This is a genomic window from Streptomyces sp. NBC_01216 (assembly GCF_035994945.1).
Taxonomy (GTDB): domain Bacteria; phylum Actinomycetota; class Actinomycetes; order Streptomycetales; family Streptomycetaceae; genus Streptomyces.
In genome coordinates this window covers 2,299,830-2,313,805 of record NZ_CP108677.1, presented here as the reverse complement: position 1 = coordinate 2,313,805, position 13,976 = coordinate 2,299,830, and the positions used below count along the sequence as shown (strand labels likewise).

At 72.6% G+C, this 13,976-nt stretch carries 16 protein-coding genes; 7 read left to right on the top strand and 9 right to left on the bottom strand.

Annotation, left to right across the window (positions count from 1 at the left end; genetic code table 11):
• Positions 1 to 60: 60 nt before the first annotated feature.
• The gene (locus OG393_RS09675) at positions 61 to 1,029 is read right to left on the bottom strand and encodes a diacylglycerol/lipid kinase family protein (RefSeq protein ID WP_327374239.1); all 969 of its coding nucleotides are present in this window, start codon (positions 1,027 to 1,029) and stop codon (positions 61 to 63) included.
• A gap of 90 nt (positions 1,030 to 1,119) precedes the next feature.
• On the opposite strand from OG393_RS09675, the gene OG393_RS09670 reads away from it, so the two are divergent.
• The gene (locus OG393_RS09670) at positions 1,120 to 1,545 is read left to right on the top strand and encodes a hypothetical protein (protein ID WP_327374238.1); all 426 of its coding nucleotides are present in this window, start codon (positions 1,120 to 1,122) and stop codon (positions 1,543 to 1,545) included.
• 47 nt (positions 1,546 to 1,592) lie between these two features.
• Here the strand turns inward: OG393_RS09670 and OG393_RS09665 are convergent, their stop codons facing one another.
• The 3 genes from OG393_RS09665 to OG393_RS09655 all read right to left on the bottom strand — a co-directional run bounded on the left by OG393_RS09665 (position 1,593) and on the right by OG393_RS09655 (position 3,532).
• The gene (locus OG393_RS09665; RefSeq protein WP_442817282.1) at positions 1,593 to 2,600 is read right to left on the bottom strand and encodes an RNA polymerase sigma factor SigF; all 1,008 of its coding nucleotides are present in this window, start codon (positions 2,598 to 2,600) and stop codon (positions 1,593 to 1,595) included.
• Entirely contained in the window at positions 2,597 to 3,010 is a 414-nt protein-coding gene (locus OG393_RS09660) for an anti-sigma regulatory factor (RefSeq protein WP_123457481.1), read from the bottom strand. Before OG393_RS09660 ends, OG393_RS09665 begins: the two co-directional genes overlap by 4 nt.
• Positions 3,011 to 3,271: 261 nt before the next feature.
• The gene (locus OG393_RS09655) at positions 3,272 to 3,532 is read right to left on the bottom strand and encodes a UBP-type zinc finger domain-containing protein (RefSeq protein ID WP_327374236.1); all 261 of its coding nucleotides are present in this window, start codon (positions 3,530 to 3,532) and stop codon (positions 3,272 to 3,274) included.
• Between the two features lie 40 nt (positions 3,533 to 3,572).
• Here OG393_RS09655 and OG393_RS09650 point away from each other — a divergent pair, with 40 nt between their 5' ends.
• A complete protein-coding gene (locus OG393_RS09650) occupies positions 3,573 to 5,168 on the top strand; it encodes a Na+/H+ antiporter (RefSeq protein ID WP_327374235.1) in 1,596 nt (531 codons plus the stop codon).
• On the opposite strand, the gene OG393_RS09645 is transcribed toward OG393_RS09650, so the two are convergent.
• Positions 5,147 to 6,091 carry a 1-aminocyclopropane-1-carboxylate deaminase/D-cysteine desulfhydrase gene (locus tag OG393_RS09645; RefSeq protein WP_327374234.1) on the bottom strand — a complete coding sequence of 315 codons (945 nt, stop codon included), beginning with the start codon at positions 6,089 to 6,091 and terminating at the stop codon, positions 5,147 to 5,149. The genes OG393_RS09650 and OG393_RS09645 overlap by 22 nt on opposite strands.
• 368 nt (positions 6,092 to 6,459) lie before the next feature.
• The gene (locus OG393_RS09640; protein ID WP_327374233.1) at positions 6,460 to 7,059 is read right to left on the bottom strand and encodes an N-acetylmuramoyl-L-alanine amidase; all 600 of its coding nucleotides are present in this window, start codon (positions 7,057 to 7,059) and stop codon (positions 6,460 to 6,462) included.
• A 268-nt stretch (positions 7,060 to 7,327) separates the two neighbouring features.
• Between OG393_RS09640 and OG393_RS09635 the strand changes: the two genes are divergently transcribed.
• Together OG393_RS09635 and OG393_RS09630 are read left to right on the top strand one after the other, a co-directional pair.
• Complete coding sequence (locus OG393_RS09635) at positions 7,328 to 8,743, top strand: family 2B encapsulin nanocompartment shell protein (protein WP_327374232.1); 1,416 nt, start codon at positions 7,328 to 7,330, stop codon at positions 8,741 to 8,743.
• 107 nt (positions 8,744 to 8,850) lie between these two features.
• Entirely contained in the window at positions 8,851 to 9,894 is a 1,044-nt protein-coding gene (locus OG393_RS09630; protein WP_327378370.1) for a family 2 encapsulin nanocompartment cargo protein polyprenyl transferase, read from the top strand.
• A 298-nt stretch (positions 9,895 to 10,192) separates the two neighbouring features.
• Here OG393_RS09630 and OG393_RS09625 read toward each other — a convergent pair whose 3' ends face one another.
• On the bottom strand, positions 10,193 to 10,768 hold the full coding sequence (locus tag OG393_RS09625) for a TetR/AcrR family transcriptional regulator (protein ID WP_327374231.1): 576 nt from the start codon (positions 10,766 to 10,768) through the stop codon (positions 10,193 to 10,195).
• A 125-nt stretch (positions 10,769 to 10,893) separates the two neighbouring features.
• On the opposite strand from OG393_RS09625, the gene OG393_RS09620 reads away from it, so the two are divergent.
• The 3 genes from OG393_RS09620 to OG393_RS09610 are packed head-to-tail and all read left to right on the top strand — an operon-like array spanning position 10,894 to position 12,291.
• Positions 10,894 to 11,475 carry a dihydrofolate reductase family protein gene (locus OG393_RS09620; RefSeq protein ID WP_327374229.1) on the top strand — a complete coding sequence of 194 codons (582 nt, stop codon included), beginning with the start codon at positions 10,894 to 10,896 and terminating at the stop codon, positions 11,473 to 11,475.
• A gap of 27 nt (positions 11,476 to 11,502) precedes the next feature.
• Positions 11,503 to 11,820 (top strand): hypothetical protein, encoded by a 318-nt coding sequence (locus OG393_RS09615; RefSeq protein WP_327374228.1) that lies wholly within the window; start codon positions 11,503 to 11,505, stop codon positions 11,818 to 11,820.
• Between the two features lie 42 nt (positions 11,821 to 11,862).
• Positions 11,863 to 12,291, top strand: a complete 429-nt coding sequence (locus tag OG393_RS09610) for a DUF6304 family protein (protein WP_327374227.1) — start codon at positions 11,863 to 11,865, stop codon at positions 12,289 to 12,291.
• A gap of 165 nt (positions 12,292 to 12,456) precedes the next feature.
• Here the strand turns inward: OG393_RS09610 and OG393_RS09605 are convergent, their stop codons facing one another.
• Together OG393_RS09605 and snpA are read right to left on the bottom strand one after the other, a co-directional pair.
• Positions 12,457 to 12,915, bottom strand: a complete 459-nt coding sequence (locus tag OG393_RS09605) for a group II truncated hemoglobin (RefSeq protein ID WP_327374226.1) — start codon at positions 12,913 to 12,915, stop codon at positions 12,457 to 12,459.
• A gap of 377 nt (positions 12,916 to 13,292) precedes the next feature.
• Positions 13,293 to 13,940, bottom strand: a complete 648-nt coding sequence (gene snpA / locus OG393_RS09600) for a snapalysin (protein WP_327374225.1) — start codon at positions 13,938 to 13,940, stop codon at positions 13,293 to 13,295.
• Positions 13,941 to 13,976 lie beyond the last annotated feature (36 nt).

The following is a 13,976-nucleotide window of genomic DNA, read 5'->3' as shown; positions in this document are numbered from 1 at the left end:
ACTTCTAAGGGGTGGATGGCAGCCTAAACGTTCGAGTGAAAGGACTTTAGGCCCTTCCACTCACACAATCACACGCAGTGCACGGCGTACGCCTGTGAACGCCACGCTCGTACGCAGTCCGAGGTGGTCGCCGTCCATCTGTAGGGGCAGCGGAACCTTCGAATGCAAGGTGAAGTCGGTCAGGTCGTGCAGGGTCAGCGCGTGCTTGCCGCGCGGGCCGCGTTCGGGCGTCGACGTGAGCAGCTGGGTGGCGTACCGGGCCACCGCCGACGTGGAGAGACGGCTCAGGCCGAGGACGTCCAGCGCGGTGTCGAAGGATGCCTCCGGAGACGCGTACACCGGGCGATTGCCCAGGTAGGTCCAGGGGGAGGTGTTGCAGATTATCGACAGCACCAGGTCCGGCACCGGGGCCTCGCCGGGCCGCTCCAGGGTGATCACGCCATGCCGGCGGTGCGGCTCCCCGAGGAACTGACGGAACACCTGGCGCAGATAGAGCGCGTGCGTCGAACGCCTGCCCCGCTCCCGCTGCTGTTCGACCCGGCCGATGACTCCCGCGTCGAAGCCGAAGCCCGCGCAGAAGGTGAACCAGCGGGCCGGCACCGACTCGTCCTCGGTGCCGGGGGCGCCGGACGCCCGCCCGAGGCTCACTGTGCGTGCGCGGTGTTCACGCAGCGCGTCGAGGAGCGCGCCCGTCGCCTCCACCGCGTCGTTCGGCAGCCCGAGGGCGCGCGCGAAGACGTTCGTCGAACCACCGGGGACCACCGCCAGGCCCGGCAGCCGGTCCGGATCGGGGCCGTCGTGGAGCAGCCCGTTGACGACCTCGTTGACGGTGCCGTCGCCGCCGAGGGCGACGACCAGCTCGACGTCCTCGGACTGGGCGGCCCGTCTGGCCAGGTCACGGGCGTGACCGCGGTACTCGGTGGTGACGGCCTCCAGCTTCATCTCACTGGCGAGGGCGTGGATGAGCACGTCACGGGTGCGGGCACTGGTGGTGGTTGCTGCCGGATTGACCACGAGAAGTGCGCGCATGGCCGCCAGGGTACCTACCCGGCGGTACCGGGCGCAGTCCCGGCCACCTGGCGGACAGTGCCGGGGCCCGCCCCGGCTACCCTGCCGGATATGAGCAGCACGGAGCAGACCGCTGAGCAGACCGCCCGCCCCGGACGGCTGACCGCCGCGGCGACGGTGGCCGGGATCGAGGCGCTTGGCCTGATGGCCGGGGGCCTGTACGTGCTCGTGACCGGGCTCACGGGCAGCCCCGACGACCTGACCCAGGCGGTGATGGGCGGGGCCACGCTGATCGTGCTCGGCCTGATCCCCGGGGCGGCGGCACGCGGACTGCTGCGGCGCCGGGCCTGGAGCCGCGGTCCGGCGATCATCACCCAGATCCTGGCGCTGCCGGTCGCCTGGCAGCTGCTCCAGGCGGACAGCGTGATGATCCCGGCCGGTGTCGCCCTCGCGGTGCTCGCCGTGACGGGCCTGGTGCTCCTGGTGAACCCGGAGACGACACAGGCCCTCGGCATCCGGCGGCCGGGCGACGCGTAGCCCCGGCGCGGACGGCCACCCCGGGACGGGGCGGCCCTTGCGTACCCCTACTCCTCGACGAGCAGCTTCTCCCGCAGCTGGGCCAGCGTGCGGGCCAGCAGCCGTGAGACGTGCATCTGCGAGATGCCGACCTCCTGCGCGATCTGCGACTGGGTCATGTTCCCGAAGAAGCGCAGCAGCAGGATCCGCTTCTCCCGCGGCGGGAGGTCCTCCAGGAGCGGCTTCAGGGACTCGCGGTACTCCACGCCCTCCAGCGCCTCGTCCTCCGCGCCCAGCGTGTCCGCCACCGCGGGGGACTCGTCGTCCGTGTCGGGGACGTCCAGGGAGAGGGTCGAGTAGGCGTTCGCCGACTCCAGCCCCTCCAGGACCTCCTCCTCGGAGATCCCGAGCCGCTCCGCGAGCTCGTGCACGGTCGGTGAACGGCCGTGCTGCTGGGACAGCTCCGCCGTCGCCGTCGTCAGCGAGAGCCGCAGCTCCTGGAGGCGGCGCGGCACCCGCACCGCCCAGCCCTTGTCACGGAAATGGCGCTTGATCTCGCCCACGACCGTCGGGGTCGCGTATGTGGAGAACTCCACCCCGCGCTCAGGGTCGAAGCGGTCCACCGACTTGATCAGGCCGATCGTGGCGACCTGCGTCAGGTCGTCGAGCGGCTCGCCGCGGTTGCGGAAACGCCGGGCCAGGTGCTCCACGAGCGGCAGGTGCATCCGGACCAGACGGTTGCGCAGCTCCGCCTTCTCGGGGGAGCCCTCCGGCAGCTCGCGCAGCTTGACGAAGAGGGCGCGCGCCCCGCTCCGGTCGTGCGGATCCGGCGCCTCGCGCGGCTCGGCCTCGTCGGCGGCCGTCTCGTGGACCTCCGGGGTCTCGCCGGCGGCCACCGCCCCCGGTCCCTCGGCGCCCGGCACCTCCCCGGTGGCATCGGCCACACCGGGAACCGCGTTGTGCTGCTCGTACTCGCTCATGTGGACCGCCTGCTCCGTAGCGACCTCTACCCCGACCTCCGGATGCGGCCTCGCCTGCTGTTCAGGGATGCCGGCCGTCGCGTCCCCGCTCCTCACGCCGGGCCTGGCCCCGCGCCGCGCTGTTTGTACAGGCTGATGGAGACCGTGCGGTCCTCCGCCACGGACGACTCGACCTTCCCGGCCAGCGCGGACAGCACCGTCCACGCGAAGGTGTCCCGCTCCGGTGCCCGCCCGTCCGTGGTCGGGGCGGAGACGGTCACGTCGAGCGAATCGTCGATCAAGCGGAACACGCAACTGAGGACGGACCCCGGTACGGCCTGCTGGAGCAGGATCGCGCAGGCCTCGTCGACCGCGATCCGCAAGTCCTCGATCTCGTCGAGGGTGAAGTCCAAGCGCGCCGCGAGGCCGGCCGTGGCCGTACGCAGCACGGACAGGTAGGCACCCGCAGCGGGCAGCCGGACTTCCACGAAGTCCTGGGTCCCGGGCTCGCCTGCGATCTGGGACACCCTCACCTCCAAGGTGGCACAAGCTCGTTCGGGGCCCGGGGGAGAAGGCCCCCGAACCGGGCGGTGCGCAGTCGGTTGCGCAGTCCGCCGTGACGCTACCGCGATCCACGCCGCCATGTCGCCGCGGGCCCCGGCGGCGCCCCTTCCCGCGCCTGTCACTCATGGTAAGGCCATGAGCGCACGCAGTGGCTAGGGGGCTGTGGGGCCCAATGAAGAGCGACGGGCGGTCGATTGGCCGCGGAGGGTTGACGTACCCAACTGTCAGACGATCGAACCGTCCACGAAGCACCAGCGCCAGCGCTCGTTCGGCTCGAAGGTCCGCATCACCGGGTGGCCGGTGGCCGAGAAGTGGCCGGTGGCGTGCCGCCCCGCCGAGGAGTCGCAACAGCCCACGTGCCCGCAGGTGAGGCAGAGCCGTAGCTGTACCGGATGCGTCCCTCCGGCCAGACAGTCCGGGCAGGTCTCGGTGAGCGGCGCGGGTTCGGGCCGTGGCGTTGCTGCGAGGTGCGGGCACTCGGTCATGATGGCCAGGCTACGTGGTGGAACGAGACGGGGACCTGTCATGGACGCGCTGCAACTGGTGGGACTGGTCGCGGCGAGCGCCGCGGTGGCGGGCGCGGCCCGCAGGACACCGGTGCCGGCGCCGCTGCTCCTCGTCGCGGCCGGGCTGGCGGCCTCGTACGTCCCCGGTGTCCCCGACTACACCCTCGACCCGCACATCGTGCTGCCGCTGATCCTGCCGCCGCTCCTCTACACGGCCGCCGTGGAGTCCTCCTACCTGGACCTGCGGGCCAACATCCGGCCCGTCGCGCTGCTCTCGGTCGGCTACGTCCTCTTCGCGACGGTCGCGGTCGGCTGGCTCGCCCACCTGCTCGTCCCCGACCTGCCGCTGACCGCGGCCCTGGTGCTCGGCGCGGTGGTCGCCCCGCCGGACGCCGTCGCGGCCACGGCGATCGCCCGCAGACTCGGCCTGCCGCACCGGATCACCACGATCCTCCAGGGGGAATCCCTGGTGAACGACGCCACCGCCATCACCGCGTACAAGGTCGCGCTCGCCGCCGCGGTCGGGGAGGGGGTGAGCTGGGCCGGCGGGATCGGGGAGTTCACGCTCGCCGCGGCCGGCGGGATCGGCGTCGGCGTGGTGCTCATGGTCCCCATCCACTGGCTCCGCCGTCACCTGGGCGAGGCCCTGCTCCAGAACACCCTCTCCCTGCTGATCCCCTTCGCCGCCTACGCGGCCGCCGAGGCGGTCGGCGCCTCCGGGGTGCTCGCCGTGGTCGTCGTCGGCCTCTTCCTCGGGCACCGGAACTGGCAGGTCGACTTCGCGACCCGGCTCCAGGAGGAGGCGGTGTGGAAGATGGTGGCCTTCATCCTGGAGTCGTCCGTGTTCGCGCTGATCGGACTCCAGCTCCCGTACGTCGTCCAGGGCCTCGGGCAGTACGCGATGGCCGAGGCCGTCTGGTACGCGGTGGGGGTCTTCGTGGCCGTGGTGGTGGTCCGCTTCGTCTGGGTCTACCCCGCGACCTTCGTCCCGCGCCGCCTGTCGGGCCGCGTCCGGCGGCGGGAGCCCGGCGTCGACTGGCGGGCACCGCTGATCGTGGGCTGGGCCGGCATGCGGGGCGTGGTCTCCCTCGCCATCGCCTTCTCGATCCCGGTGGTCACGGACGGCGTGGAGTTCCCGGCGCGCAACCTGGTGCTCTTCCTCACCTTCACCACCGTGATCGGCACCCTGGTGGTGCAGGGCCTGACGCTCCCGCCGCTGATCCGCCTGCTGAAACTGCCCGGACGCGACAGGTACGCCGAGACCCTCGCCGAGGCGCAGGCGCAGAGCGAGGCGTCCCGGGCGGCGGAGGAGCGCCTGCGGGACCTCCTGGACGACGAGCGCAACACCCTGCCGCCGCCGCTGGCGGACCGGCTGCGCACCGTCCTGGAGCGGCGCCGCAACGCGGTGTGGGAGCGGCTCGGCGCGGTCGACGAGGTCACCGGCGAGACGGCCGACGACACCTATCGCCGGCTGGCGGGCGAGATGATCGACGCCGAGCGCGAGGTCTTCGTCCGGCTCCGCGACGAACGCCGGATCGACGACGAGATGCTGCGCACCCTGCTGCGGCGGCTGGACCTGGAGGAGGCCGCGGCCTACCGCGAGGACGCGGGCTGAGAGCCTGCCGGACGCCTCTGACCGGGCGGGTCAGTCGGCCCGCCCGTGATCACCGCCGCGAGCGTGGTCCCGGGGGCGAACGCGCCCTCCTGCGCGAGGGTGAACAGCCCGAAGAGCATTTTGGCTACATACAACCGCTCGATGGCGAGTTCATGCCGCGCTTCGAAGTCCCGTGCGAACGCGTCCAGGGCGGCGGTCGAACGGGCGTAGCCCCCGCCGTGGAACCGCTCGTCGAGGCTCCAGTCGCCCCGCGGGCCGCCGAAGGCCGCCGACTGCAGCGTCCGGACCTCCGCGCCCAGGAAGCCGCCCTTGAGGACCGGCACTCCCAGCGCCCGCCCGCCGCCCCCGAGGCCGGCCGCCAGGCCCGCGAGGGTGCCGCCCGTGCCGCAGGCGACGGCGACGACGTCCGCCGCGCCGGACAGTTCACGGCCCAGATCCACGCATCCCCGGACCGCGAGCGCGTTGCTGCCGCCCTCGGGGACCACGTACGTCCCGGGCGGGCAGGAGCCGAGCAGTCCCGCCAGGACCTCCGGGTCACCCTTCGCGCGGTACGCCGCGCGGTCGACGAACACCAGCCGCATGCCGTCCTGCGCGCACCGGCGCAACGAGGGGTTCAGAGGCCGGTGCGCGAGTTCGTCGCCACGGACGACCCCGATCGTCTCGAAGCCGAGCAGTCGGCCCGCGGCGGCGGTGGCCCGCAGGTGGTGGGAGTACGCGCCGCCGAAGGTCAGCATCGGGCGACCGTCCGCCGCCCGCAGGTTGAGGGCGAGCTTGCGCCACTTGTTGCCCGGCAGCTCCGGATGGATCAGGTCGTCGCGCTTGAGCAGCAGCCGCAGACCCCGCCGGGTCATGCGCTCGTCCTCGACCGTCTCCAGGGGGGACGGGAGCCGGGGCCGCAGGCGGGCGAGGTCGAACGCGTTCACTCGCCCATTGTCGGGGGCGGCCGTAGCCCGGCGCACGGGGGTGGGTTCGGACGACCGGCCACGCGACGCGCACGGGGCGGGGACCTGCGCGCCCGGGAGAGGCATGCCGGGGAGCGCCGTCCGGGGCCCGCCGTACCGCTCGACGAGGCCCCGGACGGTGTCCGGACGCCCGACGGCGTCCGGAGTCCGCCGCGGACCCCGGGGGCGGAGGGGGCCCGCCCTCGCGCCCGTCCGGCGGGGCCCGCGACGGGATCGTGGTGCCGCGCGACGGGATCGTGGTGCCGCGCCCGGCCGAGGCGCGCGCACGGGCCCGCCGCGCGGCACCGGCCCGGTGGCCGTCGCGAGTGCGGTCCGCCGGTCCGGGGACCTCAGGGCCGGCCGCGTAGCTGCTCGGCGATCCGGCCCCGCATCGAGGCCATGGTGAAGCCGCGCGGGTCGATCTTCCCCGGCTGCCACTCCAGATGGCCGATCACCGAACGGTGCGTCCAGCCGTGCACCCGGCACACCGCCGCCGCGGCCTTCGCGATGGCGTCCAGCTGCGCCTTCGGCCACGGGTCCCTGCCGTCGCCGAGGTTCTCGCACTCGAATCCGTAGAAGTGCCGGTTGCCGTCCGTGGTCGCCTCGTCGTCTGGCGGGAGGCGGTGCTCGGCGATGACCGCCCGCAGGACGTCGTCGTCGCCCCGCCCCGCGTGGTTGGCGCGGCCGTAGCCGACCAGATGGACCCGGCCGTCCTTGGCGATCACGCCGTGGCAGAGCGGGCCGGGCAGGGAGGCGTAGCCGTCGCGGCAGATACGGACGGTGCTCGCGGTGCCCTTGGTGACGGTGTGATGGATCATCACACCGTGGACGGGCCCCCACGGGCCCTTGTGATTGCGGTTGTGCACAGGCCAGTTGCCGACCTGTACGACCGAAAGGCCCTCGCCGCGCAATGCGCCGAGGAACCTGCTCGCGGACATGGGTGAGGACACGACCGACTCCTTCGAATAGGCGGAACGGAAGAGAGACGGAAACCGCTCGGGAAGAGGAGTGTCCCGATGCCCGGACCGCTGTTCGGGGCTTGTGCGAGCCGATCAGGCCATGGCGCCGGATAGCCGAGGGGTGTGGGCTGTTCGAGTGGAGATCGAGCGACATGCCCAGGCGCGGGCGATCTACTCCCACTCATTTGTGTAATGGCGGACGCACTCTCCGTGCTGAAAGGCTTCCTCTCGCAGTCCAGTCATATCGAGAGGGAGTTCCATGTCCGTTGGTTCGGTTGGCGACGAGGTCCGCGCGGAACAGGCAGGTCCGCAGCAGAGTCTCGGTACCGCCGCCGCCCGGAACCTGGCGACCACCACCAAGTCGGCGCCGCAGATGCAGGAGATCACCTCACGGTGGCTGCTGCGGATGCTGCCGTGGGTGCAGGTCCAGGGCGGTACCTACCGGGTGAACCGGAGGCTCAGCTACAGCGTGGGTGACGGCCGTGTCACCTTCGTCCAGACCGGTGAGCGAGTCACGGTGATCCCCGCCGAACTCGGCGAACTTCCCGCCCTGCGCGGATACGAGGACGAGCACGCGCTCACGGAGCTGGCGCAGCGCTGCCGGCAGCGCGAGTTCGCGCCGGGCGAGGTGATCGCCACGGCGGGCGAGCCGGCCGACCGGGTCTATCTCCTGGCCCATGGCAAGGTCGAGCAGCTCGGCGAGGGCCCGTACGGCGACGAGGCGGTCATCGGCGTGCTCGCCGACGGGGCGTACTTCGGCGACGACGCGCTCACCTGCGCGGACGCCACGTGGGCGTGGACCAGCCGGGCGGCCACCGCCTGCACCGTCCTCGAACTCACCCGCGACGACGTGCGCAACCTCGCCGAGCGGGCCGGCTCCCTCGCCGCGCACCTCGAGAGCGTGGCCGCGCTGCCCCACCAGCGCACCAACAAGTACGGCGAGGCGGAGATCGACCTCTCGGCCGGACACGTCGGCGAGGCGGTCGTCCCGCACACCTACGTCGACTACGACGCCGCGCCGCGCGAGTACGAGCTCTCCGTCGCCCAGACCGTGCTGAAGGTCCACAGCAGGGTCGCCGACCTGTACAACCAGCCGATGAACCAGACCGAGCAGCAGTTGCGCCTCACGGTCGAGGCGCTGCGCGAGCGCCAGGAACACGAGCTGGTCAACAACCGCGAGTTCGGCCTCCTGGCGAACTGTGACTACGGGCAGCGGCTGCAGCCTCACGACGGGGTGCCCAGCCCGGACGACATGGACGAGCTGCTCTCGCGGCGCCGCGGCTCCAAGATGTTCCTCGCCCACCCGCGGGCCATCGCCGCCTTCGGGCGCGAGTGCAACAAGCGCGGACTGGTGCCCGAGTCCATCGACTTCAACGGCAACCGGATTCCCGCCTGGCGGGGTGTGCCCATCTTCCCGTGCAACAAGATCCCCGTCTCGGACGCCCGCACCACCTCGATCATCTGCATGCGTACCGGCGAGGCCGACCAGGGAGTGATCGGCCTCCACCAGACCGGCCTCCCGGACGAGATCGAGCCGAGCCTGTCCGTGCGCTTCATGGGCATCGACGAGCAGGCGATCATCTCCTATCTCGTCACCGCCTACTACTCGGCGGCCGTGCTCGTCCCGGACGCGCTGGGCGTGCTGGAGAACGTCGAGGTCAGTCGCTGGCGCTGACCGGTCCGGGTGGCGGCGGGGGCCCCGAACCGGCCCCCGCCGCGGCCCGTCCGCACCGCCGGCTCCCCCGGGCACCGAGCCCCACGAACCATGAGGTGACCGTGACCATGACCAGCGCGGGTGCCGCGACCGACGGCCTGGGCGCCGTGGCACTGCTCGACCAGACACGCACCGTCGTCAACCCCCAGCTGCGATCGACCGTCGAGTCGCTGCCCCTTTCCGTCCGCCGGGTGGCGATGTACCACTTCGGCTGGGAGCAGGCCGACGGCTCACCGGCCGCGGGCCCGGCCGGCAAGGCCATCCGGCCCGCTCTCGTCCTCGCCGCGACGCGCGCGCTCGGCGGCGAGACGGCCCCCGCGGTGCGTGCCGCCGCCGCGGTGGAACTGGTGCACAACTTCACGCTGCTCCACGACGACATCCTCGACGAGGACCCGATCCGTCGGCACCGGCCCACCGCCTGGACGGTGTTCGGCATCCCGGACGCCCTGCTCGCGGGCGACGCGATGCTCGCGCTGTCCCTCCGACTGCTCGCCGAGGAGGGTGATCCCCGGGCCGCCGCCTCCTCGGCCCGGCTCGCCGCCTGCGTGATCGAGATCTGCGCGGGCCAGCAGGCCGACTGCGCCTTCGAGGAGCGGGCTCCGCACGAGGTGTCCCTGGAGGAGTGCCTCGCCATGGCCACCGCCAAGACGGGCGCCCTGCTGGGCTGTGCGTGCGCGGTGGGCGCGCTGTACGCGGGCGCCGGGGAGGAGGAGGTCGCCGCGATGGACGCGTTCGGCCGGGAGGCGGGTCTCGCCTTCCAGCTGATCGACGATCTGATCGGGATCTGGGGTGATCCCGACCGGACCGGCAAACCGGCGGGCGCCGACCTCGTCGCCCACAAGAAGTCCTTGCCGGTGGTGGCGGCGCTCGCCTCGGGTACGGCGGCGGGCGAGGAGCTGGCCACGCTGTACCGCCGTCCGGTGCTCGACGCGTCCGCCGTCCGGGCGGCGGCGGACGCGGTCGAGCGGGCGGGCGGCCGCGACTGGGCACAGGCCGAGGCGGCCGACCGGATGGCCAGGGCCGTGCACCAACTCTCCCTGGCGGTGCCGGACCTGACGGCCGCGGGGGATCTGCTGTCCCTCGCGGAGTTCGTGACCCGCCGCACCCGCTGAGCTGAGAGCCTGGCGGTTGGCCTCTGGCCGGGTGTTCACACCCTGGCACGCGCGCTGCCGGCGTTGCCGGGATGCCCCGGTGGCTCCGCTACAGCGGCATCCCGGCGCCTTGGAATCGCGCGCACCAGACCGCGTCCGCCCGTCGGCCGAAGGCCGCCCGACAGGCTCTGAGAGGTCCGACCGGGGCCGGGCGCTCGCGCCGGCGTCGGGAGGTGGCCGGGGTCTCGAACGGGCCGGGGGCCGAGGACGGGGGCCCCGGAAAGGTCGTGGGGGGGCCGGGACCCGCGGGGCCGCGGGGTCAGGCCGGCGGGAGGACGCGGTCGACCACGGTCTCGACGAGGGAGTCCAGCTCCCTTGCGTCGTGGAGGCCGGGCACGGTGAGGTGGTCGACGAGCAGTCCGGTGAGGGCGAAGTAGAGCAGCAGCACCGTGTCCGCGTCGCCGGGCATGCCGGCGGCGAGGTGGAGCCGGATGTTCTCGTCGAGATCGCCGCGCAGCACCTCGGTGAGCCGGGCGCGCAGTCCGGGGCGGCGAGTGGCTTCCAGGCGGAGTTCGACGAGCCCCAGATAGCAGCTGCGCTCGGCCGTGAGCCTCCGGGTGAGCGCGCGCATGAGCTCCAGGACCAGTTCCCGGCTGGGCGGGGGCCAGCGGTCGGTGTCCAGGGTGTCCGGCTCGGGGGCCAGCCGGACGAAGATCCGCTCGCTGACCTCGGCGAGCAACCGGTCCCGGTCGGTGAAGTAGTTGGACGCGGTGCCCGTCGGGACGCCGGCACGGGCGTCGACCGCCCGGAAGGTCAGCCCCCGGGCTCCTTCGTCCGCCAGCACCTCGATCGCCGCGTCGAGCAGTGCCGCACGGCGCTCCGGGTTTCTCGCCACTTCGCTCTCCATCCGTGTCGTTCGCGCCCGTCGACGATAGGGCTTGCGCAACCACTACACCTGAAGCACTATATCGGTCGTGGTTGCGACGGTGGCCATGCCCGGGAGAAGAATCGAGGACCGGTTTGCGCAAGCTCACGTACTACATCGCCTGCACCATCGACGGATTCATCGGCGACCCCGGGGGCGACGCCTCATCCCTCTACGCGTTCACGGACGAGCCCTACCTGGCGTGGATGGCCGGCGCGTACCCGGAGACGATCCCCTCGCATCTGCGGGACGCGCTCGGCGTGGACGCCCCCCACCGGCACTTCGACACCGTCGTGCAGGGCATGAACTCCTACCGACTGGCCCTGGACGTCGGCGTCACCAGCCCGTACGCCCATCTGCGCGAGTTCGTCGCGACCCGTACCCCGGCCGGGTCGCCCGACCCGAACGTCGAACTGATCGCCGAGGACCTGGTCGGCCGCGTCCGCGCCCTCAAGGCCGAGGACGGTCCGCTGGGGATCTGGCTCTGCGGCGGCTCCACGATCGCCGGTGCCCTCGTCGACGAGATCGACGAACTGGTGATCAAGACCTACCCGCAGGTCTACGGTTCCGGTATGCCGATGTTCGGTGCCGGCTTCGCGCTCCGTGACTTCACGCTCGGCGAGGTGCTCACCTTCGACAACGGGGTGCTGGTCCGCACGTACACCAGGAAGCGGTGACACGGCGGGCGTCCTACCCTGGGAGGTATGGGCAGCGAAGCGCGTCGCACCACCCACGACCCGCAGGCCGCGGTGGTCTGCCCGGCCTGTGGCAGCACCCTCGGTGTCGTCGCCAGACGCCACAAGGTCCTCGGGGCCTGGGTGCCGATCTGGGGGGCGCGGCCGTGCCAGAATCCCGACTGCGAGCTCTACGAGGGCGCCACAGCCGGGCGTGACGGTCGCGCCGTGACCGAGAACCCCGCCGCCCCCGGGCCCGAGGCCGGCGAGCCTGGGGGTGCGGAAGCCACTACCACGCACGTGACCGGCAAGAACGGCGAGACCGGGAGAAGTCCGGCCACAGGGTGACCGGCCGCGCGGCGGAGCCGGTCATACCGCTACAGTCCGCGCATGTCATCGGAGTCGACGGAAGTCTGGACCGGCTGGTACCGGGACCGCAGCGGCGCGGAAGCGATCGTCATCACGGCGGACGGCCGCCGGGTGTCCACCCGCATCAGGGGGAACGAGTACGCGGGCGCGTCCTTCGACGCCCTGCGCGTGACCGGCGCGGACGGCGAGGCAGGCGAAGTCCTCGCCGGCTGTGTCCTGGAGTGGGATCTGCCGCTCCCCGTCCTCGCTGACGGTGTCACCCAACAGGCCACCCTCAGCTGCCTGTTGACGCTCGGGGAGCGCGCCGACCTGAGTCTGACGCTCCACTACGGCGGCGCCGCCTTCGCTTCGGGCATCGCCGGGGGTGACTTCGACGAGGCCCTCGACCGCGTCAGGCGACAGCTCCCGGCCGGGGCCGCGTTCGCCCGGCGTCTCCTCCCGACCGCCTGAGAGCCTGTCGGGTGGGGCTTCGGCCGACAGTCTCCGAGTCGACCGCTGTGGGCCGGACCACTCAGGCCCGCGACCTCGGGCCCGCTCCGCCCCTTCCCGCCGTCCGCCGCTGCCGGCACCGGCGGCAGTGGCGGACCGTCTTCGCGTGCCCGCCCGCCGGGCCCGTCAGACCAGGCCGTCCCACCCCCAGCGCGGGGTGGGACCCGGTTCACCCAGATCGGTGCCCGGCTCCGAGGCCGACACGTCCTTGGCGATCCGGGTGCCCCAGTCGAAGTACGCCACCACCCGGCGACGCAGCGGCGCGTCGTCCGGCAGCTCCTTCTCCACGGCCGCGGTCATCAGTTCCATCCAGCGCAGTCGCTGCTCCTCGCTGATGGCGAGCCCCAGATGGGCCCGCAGCAGGGCCTGGTGCCCGCCGAGTCTCGCCGTGAAGCCCGCGGGCCCGGAGAAGACTTCCGCCAGCCAGACGGCGACGTGGTCGACATGGGCCGGGGTGAAGCCGGCGAACACCGGCGCGAGGAGCGGGTCGGCGAGCACCGCCTCGTAGAAGGTGCCGGAGAGCCGGCGCAGGGCGTCGGCGCCGCCCACCGCCTCGTACAGGGACTTCTCGGGTCGAGCGGCCATCGGACGCCTCCGGGATCGGGGTGCGGTGAGCGTGCCGGTACGGCCCGCTCCGCCAGGAAACACCCAACTCCCGCCACATCCAAGGATGTTCGCCCCCAGCGAGGCTTTCTTCGGGGCATCCGGCCCGGAGGGCCGACTCCGTCCCGTACCCGTGACGGCCCTCGCCGCGCTGCCCGTCCCCGCCGCGCCGCCCGTGCCCTTCCCCGTACCTCGCGCGGGGGCGCGGACGCCCGCGGTGTGCCCCGTCGGCCGGGCCGGACGCCTCGGTGACCGGCCCCTGACCTGGCCCCTGACCGGCCCGACGGGAAACGCCGGGGGCCGCCGACAGCGGTCGCTGCTGTCGACGGCCCCCGGCTCGTGGTGGGGTGATGCGGGGATCAGGAGGTCTTGAAGGCCGAGGTGATCCCGTAGCGCCACAGCTGGTTCACGCGCGACCGCTCCTGCGTGTTGGGCCAGGCGTTCGTGCAGGAGGTGCCCGGACCGCCACCGGACATCAGCTCGCTGCACGGGCCGCTGTAGTGGTCCGGCAGGCCGAGGACGTGCCCGGTCTCATGGGCGGTGACGCGAGTGGAGTTGTACTGCTGGTTCTGACGGTAGTCGAGGAAGATGTAGCCGCGCCCGTGGCCGTCGGTGCTGGCGTACGAACCGCGGGAGTCGTTGCCCTCGTAGTAGCGGAAGTCGGGGTTGCTGCCCTCCACCAGCCGCACGTTGCTCACCGAGCTGTTCCATATCTGGGTGCTCTGGGCGATCTGGGTACGGAACGACGGGGCGTAGGAGGCCGAGTAGACGACGGTGACGGCGGCCACGCCCGGGTTGGCGGCCCGCTTCTCCGCCACCGACTTCATGACGGCCTCGTAGAAGGCCTTGTTCGCCTTGGCCTCCGCCTGGGAGCCGGCGTAGGCGGTGTAGCCGGACGTCGGCGCGGCGGAGGCGGCGGAGGCGGTGGGGGCGACTCCGAGCGCGAGGGCGAGACCGAGGCCGACGGTGGCGGCCAGGGCGGACTTGAGGACCTTGGGGTGTGTCATGGGGGGCTCCTCCTGTGGGGTTGAGGAGAGTCTGGA